At 71.0% G+C, this 16,332-nt stretch carries 15 protein-coding genes and 1 pseudogene; 9 read left to right on the top strand and 7 right to left on the bottom strand.

Going from position 1 to position 16,332, the window contains the following annotated elements; translation table 11 throughout:
- Positions 1–195: 195 nt before the first annotated feature.
- The 3 genes from hydA (at position 196) to ACFYY7_RS05005 (ending at position 4,331) form a co-directional block, all read left to right on the top strand.
- A complete protein-coding gene (hydA, locus tag ACFYY7_RS05015; protein WP_388657183.1) occupies positions 196–1,596 on the top strand; it encodes a dihydropyrimidinase in 1,401 nt (466 codons plus the stop codon).
- Between the two features lie 11 nt (positions 1,597–1,607).
- Entirely contained in the window at positions 1,608–2,609 is a 1,002-nt protein-coding gene (locus tag ACFYY7_RS05010) for a TIGR03842 family LLM class F420-dependent oxidoreductase (protein ID WP_388657180.1), read from the top strand.
- 162 nt (positions 2,610–2,771) lie between these two features.
- The gene (locus tag ACFYY7_RS05005) at positions 2,772–4,331 is read left to right on the top strand and encodes an NCS1 family nucleobase:cation symporter-1 (RefSeq protein ID WP_388657176.1); all 1,560 of its coding nucleotides are present in this window, start codon (positions 2,772–2,774) and stop codon (positions 4,329–4,331) included.
- Here the strand turns inward: ACFYY7_RS05005 and ACFYY7_RS05000 are convergent.
- A complete protein-coding gene (locus ACFYY7_RS05000; protein WP_388657173.1) occupies positions 4,294–5,070 on the bottom strand; it encodes a hypothetical protein in 777 nt (258 codons plus the stop codon). The genes ACFYY7_RS05005 and ACFYY7_RS05000 overlap by 38 nt on opposite strands.
- A gap of 225 nt (positions 5,071–5,295) precedes the next feature.
- On the opposite strand from ACFYY7_RS05000, the gene ACFYY7_RS04995 reads away from it, so the two are divergent.
- On the top strand, positions 5,296–5,658 hold the full coding sequence (locus ACFYY7_RS04995; RefSeq protein WP_388657171.1) for a hypothetical protein: 363 nt from the start codon (positions 5,296–5,298) through the stop codon (positions 5,656–5,658).
- Positions 5,659–5,723: 65 nt separating this feature from the next.
- Here the strand turns inward: ACFYY7_RS04995 and ACFYY7_RS04990 are convergent, their stop codons facing one another.
- Together ACFYY7_RS04990 and ACFYY7_RS04985 are read right to left on the bottom strand one after the other, a co-directional pair.
- Positions 5,724–6,749 carry a nucleotidyl transferase AbiEii/AbiGii toxin family protein gene (locus ACFYY7_RS04990; RefSeq protein ID WP_388657168.1) on the bottom strand — a complete coding sequence of 342 codons (1,026 nt, stop codon included), beginning with the start codon at positions 6,747–6,749 and terminating at the stop codon, positions 5,724–5,726.
- Positions 6,746–7,420, bottom strand: coding sequence for a hypothetical protein (locus ACFYY7_RS04985; protein WP_388657165.1), 675 nt, complete (start codon positions 7,418–7,420; stop codon positions 6,746–6,748). The genes ACFYY7_RS04990 and ACFYY7_RS04985 overlap by 4 nt, the downstream gene beginning before the upstream one ends.
- Positions 7,421–7,669: 249 nt before the next feature.
- Here ACFYY7_RS04985 and ACFYY7_RS04980 point away from each other — a divergent pair, with 249 nt between their 5' ends.
- On the top strand, positions 7,670–9,145 hold the full coding sequence (locus tag ACFYY7_RS04980) for an amidase (RefSeq protein ID WP_388657162.1): 1,476 nt from the start codon (positions 7,670–7,672) through the stop codon (positions 9,143–9,145).
- 101 nt (positions 9,146–9,246) lie between these two features.
- The gene (locus tag ACFYY7_RS04975; protein WP_388658360.1) at positions 9,247–11,757 is read left to right on the top strand and encodes a SpoIIE family protein phosphatase; all 2,511 of its coding nucleotides are present in this window, start codon (positions 9,247–9,249) and stop codon (positions 11,755–11,757) included.
- A 63-nt stretch (positions 11,758–11,820) separates the two neighbouring features.
- Here the strand turns inward: ACFYY7_RS04975 and ACFYY7_RS04970 are convergent, their stop codons facing one another.
- Positions 11,821–12,885 carry a biotin/lipoate A/B protein ligase family protein gene (locus tag ACFYY7_RS04970; RefSeq protein WP_388657160.1) on the bottom strand — a complete coding sequence of 355 codons (1,065 nt, stop codon included), beginning with the start codon at positions 12,883–12,885 and terminating at the stop codon, positions 11,821–11,823.
- Between ACFYY7_RS04970 and ACFYY7_RS04965 the strand changes: the two are divergent.
- The 3 genes and pseudogenes from ACFYY7_RS04965 to ACFYY7_RS04955 all read left to right on the top strand — a co-directional run.
- A pseudogene (locus ACFYY7_RS04965) lies at positions 12,830–13,417 on the top strand (hypothetical protein); the annotation flags it as partial. The gene ACFYY7_RS04970 and the pseudogene ACFYY7_RS04965 sit on opposite strands and share 56 nt — an antisense overlap.
- Before the next feature lie 67 nt (positions 13,418–13,484).
- A complete protein-coding gene (locus ACFYY7_RS04960; RefSeq protein WP_388658434.1) occupies positions 13,485–13,775 on the top strand; it encodes a hypothetical protein in 291 nt (96 codons plus the stop codon).
- Between the two features lie 167 nt (positions 13,776–13,942).
- Positions 13,943–14,362: a nuclear transport factor 2 family protein gene (locus ACFYY7_RS04955; protein WP_388657157.1), complete on the top strand. Its 420-nt coding sequence runs from the start codon at positions 13,943–13,945 to the stop codon at positions 14,360–14,362.
- Positions 14,363–14,392: 30 nt separating this feature from the next.
- Here the strand turns inward: ACFYY7_RS04955 and ACFYY7_RS04950 are convergent, their stop codons facing one another.
- From ACFYY7_RS04950 to ACFYY7_RS04940, 3 genes are all read right to left on the bottom strand, one after another.
- A complete protein-coding gene (locus ACFYY7_RS04950; RefSeq protein WP_388657154.1) occupies positions 14,393–14,650 on the bottom strand; it encodes a twin-arginine translocase TatA/TatE family subunit in 258 nt (85 codons plus the stop codon).
- Complete coding sequence (locus ACFYY7_RS04945) at positions 14,650–15,687, bottom strand: sporulation protein (RefSeq protein ID WP_388657151.1); 1,038 nt, start codon at positions 15,685–15,687, stop codon at positions 14,650–14,652. The genes ACFYY7_RS04950 and ACFYY7_RS04945 overlap by 1 nt, the downstream gene beginning before the upstream one ends.
- Before the next feature lie 323 nt (positions 15,688–16,010).
- A partial coding sequence (locus ACFYY7_RS04940) for an electron transfer flavoprotein subunit alpha/FixB family protein (protein WP_388657149.1) occupies positions 16,011–16,332 on the bottom strand: 322 nt, incomplete at its 5' end.

The raw sequence follows: 16,332 nt of genomic DNA, 5'->3' as shown, positions 1-16,332 counted from the left end.
TCATTCCGTTATCCGATGGTGGTCGTGGTCATCGCCGCGGCTGTGGGCCGGTGGAGTGCCGGGCGGATGAAACAGAAACGTCTTCAGCGGTTAGCGGCAGCGGTATTGCCACAGTGGGTAACCCACTTCTACGTTCTTCATCACGCACCTTGTCTACGTGCGTAGACCCATTCCGCCACGAGTGAGGAGGGGTACATGAGCCGCACCGTCATCCACGGTGGTCTCGTCATCACCGCGTCCGACGAACTGCATGCCGACGTACTCATCGAGGGCGGCCGCATCGTGGCCCTCGCGGCGCACGACAGCGACGCGGCCGAGAGCTGGAGCGCCGACCGCAGGATCGACGCCACCGGCAAGTACGTCATCCCGGGCGGTGTCGACGCGCACACCCACATGGAGATGCCGTTCGGCGGCACCTACGCCGCCGACACCTTCGAGACCGGCACCCGGGCGGCCGCCTGGGGCGGCACCACCACGATCGTCGACTTCGCCATCCAGTCCGTGGGCCGCGCGGTCCGCGAAGGTCTCGACGCCTGGTACGCGAAGGCCGACGGCAACTGCGCCATCGACTACGCCTTCCACATGATCCTCTCCGATGTGAACGAGTCCTCGCTCAAGGAGATGGACCTGCTGGTCTCGGAGGGGGTCACCTCCTTCAAGCTGTTCATGGCGTACCCCGGCGTCTTCTACAGCGACGACGGCCAGATCCTGCGCGCCATGCAACGGGCCTCCCACAACGGCGGCCTGATCATGATGCACGCGGAGAACGGCATCGCCATCGACGTGCTCGTCGAACAGGCCCTCGCCGAGGGCCGCACCGATCCGCGCTACCACGGTGACGTGCGCAAGGTGGCACTGGAGGCCGAGGCCACCCACCGTGCCGTCCAGCTCGCCCGCGTCGCCGGATCGCCGCTGTACGTCGTGCACGTCTCCGCGGACGAGGCGGTAGCCGAGGTCGCCGCCGCCCGCCACAAGGGACTTCCGGTCTTCGGCGAGACCTGCCCGCAGTACCTCTTCCTCTCCACCGACAACCTCGCCGAGCCGGACTTCGAGGGCGCCAAGTACGTCTGCTCCACCCCGCTGCGGCCCAGGGAACACCAGGAGGCGCTCTGGCGGGGTCTCAGGAACAACGAACTCCAGGTCGTCTCCACCGACCACTGCCCCTTCTGCTTCTCGGGCCAGAAGGAGATGGGCCGGGGCGACTTCTCGAAGATCCCCAACGGCATGCCCGGCGTGGAGAACCGGATGGACCTCCTGCACCAGGCGGTCCTGGACGGTCACATCTCGCGCCGCCGCTGGATCGAGATCGCCTGCGCCTCCCCGGCCCGGATGTTCGGCCTCTACCCGAAGAAGGGCACCATCGCCCCGGGCGCCGACGCCGACGTCGTCATCTACGACCCGGCGGCCGAACAGACCATCTCCGCCGAGACCCACCACATGAACGTCGACTACTCGGCGTACGAGGGAAAGCGGATCACCGGCCAGGTCGAAACGGTCCTCTCGCGCGGTGAAGTCGTCATCGACGCAAGGAAGTTCACCGGCCGGGCCGGACACGGCATGTACACCCCGCGAGCCACCTGTCAGTACCTGGACTAGGAGCACCCGTCATGGACTTCGGACTCGTCCTCCAGACCGATCCGCCCGCCTCGGCCGTCGTCGGCCTGATGCGCCGCGCCGAACGCAACGGCTTCCGCTACGGCTGGACCTTCGACTCGACGGTGCTCTGGCAGGAACCGTTCGTCATCTACAGCCAGATCCTCGAACACACCGAACACCTCGTGGTCGGACCCATGGTCACCAACCCCGGCACCCGCACCTGGGAGGTGACCGCCTCCACCTTCGCCACCCTCAACGACATGTTCGGCAACCGCACCGTCTGCGGCATCGGCCGGGGCGACTCGGCGATGCGCGTCGCCGGCCGCAGACCCAACACACTGGCCCGCCTCGGCGAGGCCATCGACGTCATCCGCGACCTCGCCGAGGGACGGGAGGCGACCGTCGACGGGCAGCCGGTCCAGATCCCCTGGGTGAAGGACGGCAGGCTGCCCGTCTGGATGGGCGCGTACGGTCCGAAGGCGCTCGCCCTGGCCGGACAGAAGGCCGACGGCTTCATCCTCCAGCTCGCCGACCCGTTCCTCACCGAGTGGATGATCAAGGCGGTACGGGACGCGGCGGCCGAGGCCGGCCGGGACCCGGACTCCGTGACCATCTGCGTCGCCGCCCCCGCCTACGTGAGCGACGACCTCGACCACGCCCGCGAGCAGTGCCGCTGGTTCGGCGGCATGGTCGGCAACCACGTCGCGGACCTCGTCTCCCGGTACGGCGCGCACTCCGGGCTCGTCCCCGAGGCCCTGACCGAGTACATCGCCGGGCGGACCGGCTACGACTACAGCCACCACGGCCGGGCCGGGAACCCCGACACCACCTTCGTGCCGGACGAGATCGTCGACCGGTTCTGCCTGCTGGGCCCCGCCGAGGCGCACATCGAGAAGCTGCGGGCCCTGCGCGACCTGGGCGTCGACCAGTTCGCCGTATACAACATGCACGATGCGCGGGAGGCGACGATCGACGCCTACGGTGCGCGGGTCATCCCCGCCCTGTCCGACTGACCCGCCCTTCTCCCGCTCTCCCGCCGTCCCGCTCCGGCGTACTCCCCACGCTGTCCGCACCCCCGTCCCCGTACCGCCGCTTCCCGCTGTTTCCCGCTGCTTCTCGCCGTTTTCGCACCCCGCCCCGCACGGCACCGTTCCCGAGCGAAGGGTCCAGCCGCCATGACCTCGTCCGTCCCACCGGTATCACCCGTTCCACCGCAGGACCCGATACCCGACCCCTCGGGCCGCGTCGAACTCGCGCCCGGCGCCGTTCCCACCGACAACCGGTTCGTCAACGAGGACCTGTTGCCCGTGCCGCTGGAACGGCGCCGCTGGACGACGTACAACTTCACCGCGCTCTGGGTGGGCATGGCCCACAACATTCCGTCCTGGCTGCTCGCCTCCGGCCTGGTGGCCCTCGGCATGGACTGGAAACAGGCCGTTCTCACCATCGCGCTGGCCAACCTGATCGTGCTCGGACCCATGCTGCTCACCGGACACGCCGGCCCCAAGTACGGGATCCCCTTCCCAGTGCTGGCCCGCGCCTCCTTCGGGCTGCGCGGCGCCAATCTGCCCGCCCTGATCCGGGCCGCGGTGGCCTGTGCCTGGTTCGGCATCCAGACCTGGATCGGCGGCGTCGGCATCTTCACCCTGCTGGGGAAGATCTTCGGCGGCTGGGCGAAGGCGTCCGAGATCGGCGGCCAGCCGTGGACGCTCTGGCTCTGCTTCGTCCTCTTCTGGGCGCTCGAACTCGCCATCATCTACCGGGGGATGGACGCCCTGCGGCGGTTCGAGAACTGGGCGGCACCGTTCGTCATCGTCGGTGCCGTCGTGCTGCTGGTCTGGGTAGCCGTCAAGGCCGGCGGCTTCGGCCCGCTGCTCGACCAGCCGTCGGAGCTCGGCTGGGGCAAGGAGTTCTGGCCGGTCTTCTTTCCCTCACTGATGGGCATGATCGCCTTCTGGGCCACGCTCTCGCTGAACATCCCCGACTTCACCCGCTTCGGGGCCGGCCAACGCGCCCAGATCCGGGGCCAGTCGCTCGGCCTGCCGACCACGATGACGCTGTTCGCCCTGCTCTCGGTCCTGGTCACCTCCGGATCACAGGCGGTGTACGGGGAAGCCATCTGGGACCCGGTCCAGCTCGTGGCGCGGACCGACAACGTCTTCGGGCTGCTCTACGCCCTGGTGACGGTGCTGGTCGCGACGGTCTCCGTGAACATCGCGGCCAACGTCGTGTCACCCGCGTACGACCTGGCGAACCTCGCGCCCCGGTTCATCAACTTCCGTACCGGCGCACTGATCACGGGCGTCGTCGGCGTCCTCATCATGCCGTGGAAGCTCACCGAGACCCCCGAGCTGTACATCTTCACCTGGCTCGGGCTGGTCGGCGGACTGCTCGGCACGGTCGCGGGCATCCTGATCGCCGACTACTGGATCGTCCGCCGCACTGTGCTCGACCTCGCGGACCTCTACCGCCCCGGCGGCCGCTACTGGTACACGAACGGCTGGAACTGGCGGGCGGTCGTGGCGTTCGCCGTCGGCGGCGTCCTCGCGATCGGGGGATCCCATTCCGCCCCCGGGGCGGGCCCGTTCCCGGCCGACGGCCTGATCCCGTTCCTGAAACCGCTCGCGGACTACGGCTGGGCGGTCGGGCTCGCCTCGTCGCTCGTGCTGTACGTGGTGCTCAGCGGGCGGTCCGGCGTCACACCGGCGAGGACGTACGGCCCAGCAGGGCGCTGATGTCGTACGTCTGGTCCGGCGGCGGCGTGGTCGTGGGCACCGGCTTGTCGAAGGCCGAGAAGCCCACGACCGCGTCCGCCCCGCCGCCCTGAACGGTGATCTTCACGGGGTACGGCTTGCCGGTGGCCGCGACGTACGTGGTCACCGTCCGGTCGTCCCGCACCCTGGTCACCGGCACCACCGGAGCCCCGTCGAGCGTGGTCTTGTGGCCCTTGTTCAGCGTGCCCCGGTCGTTGTCCGCGTTGTCGCTGATCAGCTTCCGGAACGTGTCCAGATCGCAGCCGTTCGCCAGATCGCGCAGCCGCGGGTCGTCGGCCGACCCCTTCATGTATCGCCCGTTCAGGATCGCGGCGAAGGCCGAACCACCGCCCGGGACCTGGTTCTTCCAGAAGTTCGCATCCGGCTTGACCCAGACGTCGTCACCGCGCTTCACGATCTGGACCGACCCCTGGCTCCGGCCCAGATCCACCGAACCGTTGCAGTTGCCGTCCCGGTCCAGGGTGAGCTCCAGAGTCATCGGCGGGATGTCGTCCTCCAGCTCGCCGCGGGCGCTCAGGTGCAGGGAATGGGCGCTCAGGAGGGCGTCACGGGAACGGTCCGCGATCTGCTGCGCGGAGAGTTCGTCGATGCCGTTGTCCGCCTGCGCCGCACCGCTGCCCAGGACGCTTCCGCCGGTGATTCCCAGCACGACGGCCGCCGCCCAGGCGGCCCGGCGTGTGCCCCTGTGTCGACCGGTCACGTCGCCTCCCTGGTAGTGCCCATAGGGCCCGTACAGGTGCCATCCGATTGCCATACGACCCTTCCGAGCGTACGCCGGGGCGGATGCGGTCGCGCGGCGGAGCGCACTCCCGAGGACGCAAGCGACACATACACAGTGTGAGGTTTTGCCTCGTTTTGGGCCATGGAGGGTGGGGGACGGTGTCGGGGCACCGAGTTCACCACCAGCGAGGAGGAACAGTCAGACATGAAGCTGTCGATGGGGAGTGTGTCCAGGGTCGTGCTCAGGGGAGTCGTCGTGGCCGGGGCTGCCACCGCGCTCGCCGTTCCCGCCACGGCTGCCACGGCCGTCACCGCCGTGCCGTCCGCGGCGACGCCGCCCGGTCTGTCCTGCGACACCGGCAAGCACGAGATCGACGACTACACGGGCTTCGCGCTGTGCCGCAACGACGGCAGTACGACGCAGACCTTCTGGGTGCACCTGGTCTGCGGCTGGTCCCCGGACGTGGACGGCGAGCACGTCACCCTCAACCCCGGGCAGTCCGGTCAGTCCACCGCGCACTGTGCCGGCCTCGGCACCGGCATCGGCGAGATCACCGTCCAGCCGTAGGCCGCGCAGGCCGCACCGGCGAATCCGCCGGTGCGGCCGCTGCGGCGCCACGGGCCACCGCGGTGCTACGGAACGCTCTGCTCCAGCAGCCGTGGCAGTGCGGTGGCCAGCCGCTCACGCAGATGGTCCGGTCCGCCTTCCACCCACGGATGCCCGGCGTGGAACGCGGACCAGTCCACCAACCAGTCCAGCACCGCCCCGGGCGTGAATCCCGGCGCGTGCGGCCCCAGGACCGTGCGCAGCAGGCGGGGCGACAGACGGGTGGCGTGGTGCTCCGCGAGCAGCACCGCGTCGTACAGGTCCTTGGCCCCCGACCGGCCCTCCGCCTCCTGGTCCTCGGCGAGCCACAGCAGCTTCCAGGCGAGCGAGAGCCCCGGGCTCGCGGTGCGGACGGGCGTCGGGGGCCCGCCGTCGCCGCGCGGGCAGGCCGTCCACCCCGGGGCCTGGGGGAGCCGTTCGTCCTGGGCGAAGTCCATCCGCAACTCGCCCGGCGGCAGCCCGTCGGCCTCCCAGGGGACGACGACACGTACCCCGGGCGTCTCGTACGTCCGGTACATCCATGTGGCGTCCGGCTGCACCCGGAGCGGATCGATGCGAATCCCCTCGGGCAGCTGCGGACCGGCTGCCAGGGCGGCCACGACCTCCTCGGCGGGGGAGGCCGGGGGATCCTTCTCCTCGGCCTCGATCCAGTGCAGTCCCTCCGGCGCCGGTACCGGCCGGGCGCCACCGGTGTCATGGCACTCGCCGTCCGTCAGCAGCTCGGGAGCGGCCGCGCCGTGCGCGGCCTCCGGCCACTGCTGGACGGCCTCTATCGAGTTGACGTAAGGGTAGGGATCGAGGCCGTCGACGAAGTCGTCCTCCGACGGCTCCAGCACGATCCAGTCCAGGTCGGCCGGCTCCCGCGCGGCCGCGCCCACCCACGCCTGGAGCGGGACGCTGCCGCGCAGGACCAGACCGTCGCCCCAGGGCGACTCGGCTATCACGCGCAGCAGATGGTCCTGGACGGCGCGCCGGGCGGCCCGCCAGCGCGGCGCGAGCGACGGGTCGTCGTACTCCGGTTCCCCGGGGAAGGGGCGGTGGTCCGCGCTCACAGCGAGACCCCGGCCCGCGCGTCCAGCCAGCCCGCGTCCACCGCCGGATGGTCGTCGTGCACCACGAACTCCTCCTCGACCTCCAGCACTTCGAGTCCGGCGGCGGCCAGCCCGCCCAGCAGCGCGTCGAGCTCCGCCCTCGCTTCCGGGCGGCCCACCGCGTGGCAGCGCTGCGTGACGAACCGCTCGTGGCGTCCGGGACCGGTGGTGCGGCGGGCATTGCGCGACAGGCGCGCGCCGTGCCGCCCGGCCACCGCCCGAGCGACGGCGAGCTGCGGCTCACCGGTCAGCAGCAGCTTGACGTGATGCTCGAAGTGGCAGTCGGGAGAGAGCGCGGCGGCCTCGTCGGCCGTTTGCGGTATGTTCTCGTTCCACGGAGCGGCCTCGATCTTCACGCGTATGACGGCGAAACCCGCGGCGCGCAGCTCGGCCGACCGGAGGCCGGCGGCGGCCCGCTGCCCGGAGAGCGATCCCCGTCCCCGTTCGGTCAGCATGGGCTGATCGGGCGTGGCACCGCGGTCCAGGAGGATACGGGTGAGCTTCAGGCCGTTGAGCTCCGCCCAGCGCCCCAGCCGGTCGGCCTCCCGCGCGTCCCCCGTCCCGTCGTCGGCGCGGGGATCGAGACGCACCGTCAGATGCGTCTCGAACTCGCCCTCGAACTCCGCTTCCACGCGCCCTCCAGCAGTACTTTTTCGCTGTTCTCTTCCGCTGCAGAACGTAGCAAGCGGCACTGACACTCCCCGGATGCGACCGGGCACTCCCCGAGCGCGCGTGGGACGAGCCTCGGGCCGCTTTCCACCGAACGGTTGAGCGGACCGCTCATTCCTCGTTACCCTCCGGTAAGTTCGTTCGGGAGTACCAGGCGCGCGGCGCACCGGCCCTGCGCGGGTGTCCTCCGACACGAGGAAGGCGGTCAGCCCATGTCCTCAACGGAAGCGGTGGAAACCACCGGCCCGGCCGGCCCGGCCGGACTGGCCGACAGCGCACGGGAGCTGGCCGAGGGCCGCACCACCTCGGCCGAGCAGGTGTCCGCCGCGCTGCGCCGCATCGAAGCGAGCCAGGGCACCCTCAACGCCTTCCGGCACCTGCGTCCCGAGGCCGCGCTCGCCGAGGCCGCCGAGGCCGACCGCCGGCTCGCGGCGGGGGAGCGGCTGCCGTTGCTCGGCGTACCGGTCGCCGTCAAGGACGACACGGACGTCGCCGGGATGCCGACCTACTTCGGCTGCGACGGCGATCTGCCGGCCGCGACCACGGACAGCGAGGCCGTGCGCCGGCTGCGGGCGGCCGGCGCGGTGATCGTCGGGAAGACCAACTCCTGCGAGCTGGGCCAGTGGCCGTTCACCGAGGGCCCCGCCTTCGGCGCCACCCGCAACCCGTGGCACACCGGCCACACCCCCGGCGGCTCGTCCGGTGGCTCCGCAGCCGCGGTCGCGGCCGGCCTGGTGCCCGCCGCGCTCGGCTCGGACGGCGCGGGGTCCGTACGCATCCCGGCGGCCTGGACCCATCTCGTCGGCATCAAACCCCAGCGCGGCCGGGTCTCCGGCCACCCGCACACCGACGCCTTCCAGGGCCTGACCGTCAACGGACCGCTGGCCAGGACCGTCGCCGACGCCGCACTGCTGCTCGACGCGGTCGCCGGTGCCCACCCCGACGACCAGCACCGGCCGCCGCCCGTCGCCGCCGCGGCCGCCGCCCGCCGCGACCCCGGCCGGCTGCGCATCGCCCTCGCCTGGCGCCCCCCGCTCACCCTCACCGGCTCCGCACCCCACCCCGATGTGCGCCGGACCGTCCTCGAACTGGCCGAGGCCCTCGCCCGCCTGGGGCACGACGTCGAGGAGGCCAGGCCCCGGTACGGGCTGATCGGCCTCGGGTTCGTCCCCCGCGCCACCGCGGGGATCGCCGAACTCGCCGCCCGCCACCCCGACCCCGCACTCCTCGACCCGCGCACCCGCAGCGCGCTGCGCACCGGCACCCGGCTCGGCGGCCGGGTGGTGCGGGCCGCCAGGGAGCGCGAGGTGCGCCAGCACCGCAGGATCGGCGAGTTCTTCCGCCCGTCCCGGGCCGGCGCCGGGTATGACGTGCTGCTCACCCCGACGACGGCCCTGCCGCCGCCACCGATCGGCCGTTTCGACGGGCTGAGCGCCTGGCGCACCGATCTGGCGATGACCGAGGCATGCCCGTACGCCTGGCCCTGGAACGTGCTGGGCTGGCCCGGCATCAGCGTCCCGGCCGGGTTCACCGCCGACGGGCTGCCCGTCGGGGCACAGCTGCTCGGCCCGTCCCGCAGTGAGGAACGCCTGATCTCCCTCGCCGCCCAGCTGGAGGCCGACCGGCGCTGGTACGAGCACCGGCCCCCGGCCCCGCCCGCCCGGTCCGGGCCGGGCACGGTGCGCTGACCGCCTCCTGCCCCCGCCCGGCCGCGGCCCTCCCCGTTGTCGCTCGCACCTGAGCGCGGGAGGCGGGATCATGGACAAGGAGCGGATGGGTGGTGTCAGGTATGGCGTGTGCAGGCCCGAAGCCGGAGCCCGGCGAACCCTCGCCGCCCCGCACACCCCGGCACTCCCACGACATGGCGAACGACGCGACCGCGGTGGTCGCCGGCAGCGGAACGGTCGTCGGCTGGACGCACAGCGCGCAGGAGCTGCTGGGCTACCGGGCCGCCGAGGTGGTCGGGCGGTCCGCCGGCTTCCTGCTCGCCATGCCCGAGGATCCGGTACGGGTGGCGGGGATCGCCGAGCGCTGCCGGGCGGGCGTGGGATGGCGCGGCGTCGCGGACGTGCGGCGGCGCGACGGCAGCCGGATCGAGGTGGACCTGCGGGTCTCGGCCGCGTTTCACCTGGATGGCCGTGAGTGCTTCCTGGTCTCCGGAAGCGAACGGCGGCCGGAGTGGACGGTCGGGCAGTCCGTGCTGGACGCCTTCCTGTCCGGTTCACCGATCGGCATGGCGGTGATGGACCCGGATCTGCGCTACGTCTGGATGAACGACACCCTGGAACGCTTCGGCGGCGTCCCGCGCGAGCATCGGGTGGGCCACCGGCTCAGCGAGGTGCTCCCGGGGCTGGAGACCGAGGCCATCGAGACGCTGATGCGCGGTGTGCTGGACACCGGGGTTCCGGTCATCGACTACGAGTACCTGGGCTGGACCTGGGCCGATCCGCGCCGCAGACGCGCCTACTCCACGTCGTACCTCCCGCTGACCGACAACGAGGGCGTGGTCACCGGCGTCTGCTACATGGTCCTGGACGTCACCGACCGGTGGAACGCCCAGCAGCGGCTGGCCCTGGTCAACGACGCCGGAGCCAGCATCGGTTCCACCCTGGACGTGATGCGTACGGCTCAGGAACTGGCCGACTTCGCGGTGCCGCGATTCGCCGACTTCGTGATGGTCGACCTGCTGGAGCCGGTCACCAACCCCGGCGCGCCCGGCCCGTGGCCGCTGGGCACGAGGCTGTCCGGTGCGGAGCTGGTCCGGTCGGGTGCCTTCGCCGCCTCGTCCCGGCCGAGGATGCGCCGCGCCGGGATGAGCTCGGTGCGCGAGGGCTGTCCTGAGGCGATCCGCCAGGTCGGGGACCCGGTGGACTTCGTGCCCCCGCCCCACGACATGCGGTACCTCATGGACGGCGAACCCCTCCTCATCCCGGTCCTCGACCCCGACAACCATCTGTGGACGGCCGAACAGCCCGCCAGGTCGGCGAGCATCCGCGAGTACGGACTCCATTCCGTCATCTGCGTACCCATGCGGGCCCGTGACACCGTGCTGGGCCTGACCACCTTCGTACGGTCGGTGAACCCCGCTCCCTTCGAACCGGAGGATGTACTTCTGGCGCGCGAGATGGTGGCGAGGGCCGCCGTGTGCGTGGACAACGCCCGCCGCTACACCCATGAGCACGCTGCCGCGCTGACCCTCCAGCGCAGCCTGCTCCCGCACACACTGCCCGGCGGAATGACCCTGGACGTGGCCTCCTCCTACCTCCCGGCGGACGCCAAGGACGGTGTCGGCGGCGACTGGTTCGACGTGATCCCGCTGTCCGGCGCCCGGGTCGCCCTCGTCGTCGGCGACGTCGTCGGCCACGGCATCGCCGCCGCGGCCACCATGGGCCGGCTCCGCACCGCGGTGCACACCCTCGCCGACATGGACCTGCCGCCCGACGAACTCCTCGCCCACCTCGACGACCTCGTGCTCCGGCTGAGCGACGAGGAACCAGAGAGCGGGGAGCAGGACACACCCGTACTCGGAGCCACCTGCCTCTACGCGGTCTACGACCCGGTCACCCAGCGCTGCACCATGGCACGCGCCGGCCACCCACCACCCGTCGTCGTAGCCCCGGACGGCCGCATCACCTTCCTCGAACTGCCCGCAGGACCACCCCTGGGCCTGGGCGGGCTGCCCTTCGAGACAGCGGAGACCGAACTGCCCGAGGGAAGCCTGATCGGCCTCTACACCAACGGCCTGATCGAAGGCAGGGACCAGGACCCCGAACTCGGCATGTCCCGCCTCGGCGGCGCCCTGGCACAGCGCGGACTTCCGCTCGACGCCCTGTGCGCGGCGGTCGTGGAACAGCTGGTCCCGGTGCCCCAGCCCGACGACGTGGCCCTGCTGCTCGCCCGTACCCACGAGCTGAGCGCGGATCACATCGCCTCCTGGGAAGTGCCCGCCGAGCCGGCCGTCGTTGCCGGTGTCCGGGCCCGGACCGCCCGCCAGCTGAGCGCCTGGGGCCTGGAGGAGCTGGAGATGACGACCGAGCTGATCGTCAGCGAACTGGTCACCAACGCGGTGCGCTACGCCAGCGGGCCGATCCGGATCCGGCTGCTGCGCCAGTCCGTCCTGATCTGCGAGGTCGCCGACACCAGCAATACCTCGCCCAGGCTCAGGCACGCCCGCACCACGGACGAGGGCGGTCGCGGGCTCTTCCTCGTCGCCCAGCTCACCCGGCGCTGGGGTACCCGCTACACGGCCGACGGCAAGATCATCTGGACTGAGCAGGAACTGCCGACGCCGGGAACCTGACACCGGGCAGGAACTGCCCAGGCCGGCACCGCCGATGACGGGAACCCGGGACCGCGACAGGTCTCACGGCACCCGGGCGGTCCATTCCCCGGTGCCGAACTTCGTCCGCACCAGCTCCTGCGCACGGGCCATCTCCTCCGCTGTGACCGCACCCGCGGTCAGCCCGTAGCGGTCGCGGAAGGACGCGATCATGTTCTCGATCACCTGCTCCCGCGCGAGGCCGGTCTGACGGCGGAGCGGGTCGACGCGCTTCTTGGCGCTCTTGGTGCCCTTGTCGGACATCTTCTCCCTGCCGATCCGCAGCACCTCCAGCATCTTGTCCGCGTCGATGTCGTACGACATCGTCACGTGGTGCAGGACGGCTCCGGGGCCACCGTCTGGGCCGACGATCCGCTTCTGGGCGGCGCCGGCGATCTTTCCGGCCTCGGTGGCGATGTCGTTGAGCGGCTGGTACCAGGCCTTGATGCCCATGTCGCCGAGTGCGCCCAGCACCCAGTCGTCGAGGTAGGCGTAGCTGTCGGCGAACGACAGCCCGGAGACCAGCGACTCCGGTACGGACAGGGAGTAGGTGATCGTGCTCATGGGCTCCACGAACATGGCCCCGCCACCGGAAATACGGCGCACCACGGTCATGCCGTGCTTCGCCGCCCCTTCGGGGTCCACCTCGTTGCGCAGCGACTGGAAGCTGCCGATGACCACGGCGGGCGAGGCCCATTCCCAGACCCGCAGCGTGGGAGCCCGCCGTCCGGCGGCCACCTCGGTGGTGAGGACCTCATCCAGTGCCATGTGCAGGGCCGGGGCCTGTGGTTCGGTGTGCACCAGCTGCCAGTCGTAGTCGCTCCACTCGGTCGCACGGGCCAGCGCTCGCCGAACAGCGGTGCCGACGCCCTCCGCGCTCAGTCCGAGCATGACCGTCGACTCCGGCAGACCCGCCGTGATCCGGGCCGCCAACCCCGCGGCGTCCGTCGAGGACGGGGCACCCTCCAGGGCCTTGTTGATCGAGAGGATCGCCTCGTCGGGCTCCAGGAAGAAGTCCCCGGCGACGCGCACGTTGCGCAGCACGCCTTCCTCGATGTCCAGATCCACGACGACAAGCTTGCCGCCGGGCACCTTGTACTCGCCATGCACGGTTTCGTTCCCTTCCGGGGTGCGGCGTGGCCCCTGCGTCTGTTGCTCCGACATGGGGCAGAAGCGCACATACTGTGCATCGCACTTTAGACCGTGCCCTGCCGGCATGCCGCGGCCCCGGCACCGTTTCCGGATCGGGCGAGCCATGGGAGCCGGGAACCGGCCGGCCCACCGCCCGTCCGCCTCTCGCCGCGCGCCGGCCGCGGCCGGGCTTGAGCCCGGTGAGATTGACGTGCTGGTCATGGGAACCGCCGCCCCCGACCAGCTGATGCCGGCCACCGTCAATCTCGTCGCCGACCGCCTCGGCATCAACGACGTACCGACCTATCAACTGCAGTCCGGCTGTTGTGTCGCCGTGCAGGCACTGGACATCGGCCGTCGGATGCTGCAGTCGGCCGGGCACACCAACGCACTGGTGCTCGGCGGCGACGTGTGTGCCCAGTTCTTCGACCTGGACGCCGACCTGATGAGTCTGCGGCCGGAGGAGCTCGTCAACGCGGTGCTCTTTGGGGACGGGGACGGGGCCGCCGTGCCGTCGGCATCGCTGTCGAGTCCAGCAAGTGGATCAGGTCCGGCTTCGCCCTGGAAGGGGTCTGAGTGTGTCCACCACCACGACCACCGGGCCCACCGAGGCGGCGGAGCTGCGGTCCCTTTTCCGCTCGGGCCGTCTCGCCGCCGCCTACCCCGACCTGCCCCGGCTGCTGAAAGAACTCTCCGATGACCGACTGCTGCCCGCCGGACAGCTTCTGAGCCGGATCGAGGCCGACGACGCCGCCCGCTTCGAGGCGGACGGCCGCGGCACGCTTCTGCTCAACACCCTGCCGCGCCGCACTCCTTCGCCGCCCAGCCGCAAGACCGGCTTTGGCGTGAGCGAAGGCCGGTCTTGCTGATCGCTTCAGATTGAGTTGAATCGGGTGGGATTCGCGGACGGACAGCAGTCGGCGCCGCGGGAGCGGGGCAGCGGCGATCGGGCCACACCCCGCGACTGCGGCAGCTCCGCCCGCACTTACCTCCGAAGTAATCGACGCTCCGTCAGTGCCTTGGCAGGCTGGGGCACATGAAGCCCACCGATACGGCGGACGCCACCCGCGCCACCGTTCAGAAGTTCCTCGACCTCCGCATCGCGGGGGACACCGAAGGGCTCACCGCGCTCTTCGCCGACGACGTCGACTGGCTGCTCGCCGAGAACCCCGCGGTGCCCTGGATCCGGCCCCGCTCCACCGCCGCCGAATGCGCCGCCCAGTTCGAGGAGTTGGCCGATCACACCGTGCCGGAGGACGCCCGTGTGTCCATCGACACCCTCCTCGTCGACGGAACCGACGCCGTCCTGATGGGGCATCTCGCGGGTACCGTCCGTGCGACCGGAAAGTCCTTCGAGGGCCCCTTCGCGCTGCGCCTCACCGCCGAGGGCGGCCGGATCACCCGGCTCCATCTGTACGAGAACAGCCTGTCGATCTCCCAGGCGTGCACGCTCTGATGGGCCCGGGTGCCGGCCGGACCGGCGGTCCTACGCCCTGCCCCGGGGCTGCTGCCCCGTATCCGGTTCCGGGACCCCGGCGTCCTGACGGCCGACGGTCTCGCCGCGGATGACGCGGGGCGCCCCCGCTTCACCTTCGGCGCCCTTCGTCTCCTCCATGGCCTTCGCCTCGGCCTTGAGGATCCGGGCCGACTTGCCCGCGGAACGGGCCAGATCGGGGAGGCGCTTGGCGCCCAGAAGGACTATCACCACGATCAGGATGATCGCGATCTCGCTGATTCCGAACATCAGTCGTCACCGCCCTCGTCATCGCCGGCGTCGTCGTTGTCGCCCTCGAGGAAGTCCCCTGCCTCGTCCACGACTTCGGCGGCGACCATGCCCCCGACTACGCCGACCGCGAGGCCGGCCGCACCCACCGCGACGGCCGTTCCCAGGCCCGGTCCGGAGCGGTGACCGTCATTGTGATGGCGGTCCTCGTGGTGGCCGTGACCGTTGCCGTGGTGCCCGGCGTACGGGTCGCCGTGCCCGTACGCGGAACCCGCCGCGTACGCCGACCGGTGCTCGATCAACTGCTGGAGCCAGCCTTCGACGAGCGCCCGCCAGTCCTGATGGTGGATTCCGTCGTGCGCGACCGTGAACCGGGTGAGAGCGTCGTGCCCGTCGGAGAACAGCCCGGCACGCCTGTCCGCCTCAAGGACCACCTCCATGCCGCCCGCGGTGGCGAGGAAGGTCACCTCGATCTCGTCGACCGCGTGAGCGTACTGCGGCGGCGGGGTCAGCTCGATCTCCTGGTAGAAGGGGAGTTGCTGGCCGGTGCCGCCGATGCGGCCGTACTCCAGATCCGCGGACCGGAAGCCGAAGCCGAGCTGTCCGAACGCTTCGAGGATCGCCTCCTGCACCGGCAGCGGGCTCACGGCGAGCCGGTCGAGATCACCGTTGTCCTTGGCCCCGGCGACCGACAGCTCCGTGTGCACGCCGAGCACGATGCCGAGGTTCTGCCCGTACAGCTCGGTGATCGGCGTCTCCCACGGCAGCGTGACCGTGAACGGCAGGCTGAGCAGCTCACCCTCGGCGAGCCGGAAGCCGCCGCCGACGGTGAAGCGCTCGAAGGCCACGAAGCGCTCGTCCTCTCCCTCCTCGCGCTCTGCCTCCACCTGCGCGACGAGCTCCAGCGCGATGTGGTCGATGTCGAAGTCGGCGCTGCCACCCCTGAGATGGACCTGGCCGGACAGGTGGCCGCCGGGAGCGATCGCCCCGGTGGTGAGGACGGTGTCGACGGTTGGGCCGCCCACACCGAGCGAGCCGAGCAGTCGTTTGAACACCATGGCGGCGTCCACTCCCTTACGTGCGTACGAGGGGTACGAGGGAGCACGGGAAACACCGAGGGGGGCTCCCGTGCTCTACAGACGTGTAGAGCATAGGGGCGGTCGCGAGGCTTCCGGCGCCGGGAGGGCCCGGTGGGCGGGAAAGTCCGAAAAGGATCGCCCAGACGGTCCGGGCAGCCGCTTGACGAGCGCGTTTTGCCACGCTTTTACTCCAACCGCGCTGCCGCTCGCGACGGCAGGCGGAAACGGTCCGGGGCCGTGTGGTGCGTGTGCACCACACGGCCCCGGACCGTTGGATGGGGGGTGTTCCGGCCTGGCCGGGGTCAGCCCTTGCGGGACTTGACCTCGTCGGTGAGCTGGGGAACGACCTGGAAGAGGTCGCCGACGACGCCGTAGTCCACGAGGTCGAAGATCGGGGCCTCGGCGTCCTTGTTGATTGCGACGATCGTCTTCGAGGTCTGCATCCCGGCCCGGTGCTGGATCGCACCCGAGATCCCCGACGCGATGTACAGCTGCGGGGACACGGACTTGCCGGTCTGGCCGACCTGGTTGGAATGCGGGTACCAGCCCGCGTCCACCGCCGCACGCGAGGCACCCACGGCCGCACCCAGCGAGTCCGCGAGCGCCTCGATCAGCGCGAAGTTC

The sequence above is a fragment of the Streptomyces sp. NPDC001933 genome, assembly GCF_042890955.1.
GTDB lineage: Bacteria > Actinomycetota > Actinomycetes > Streptomycetales > Streptomycetaceae > Streptomyces.
This window is presented reverse-complemented; position numbering and strand designations above follow the sequence as displayed.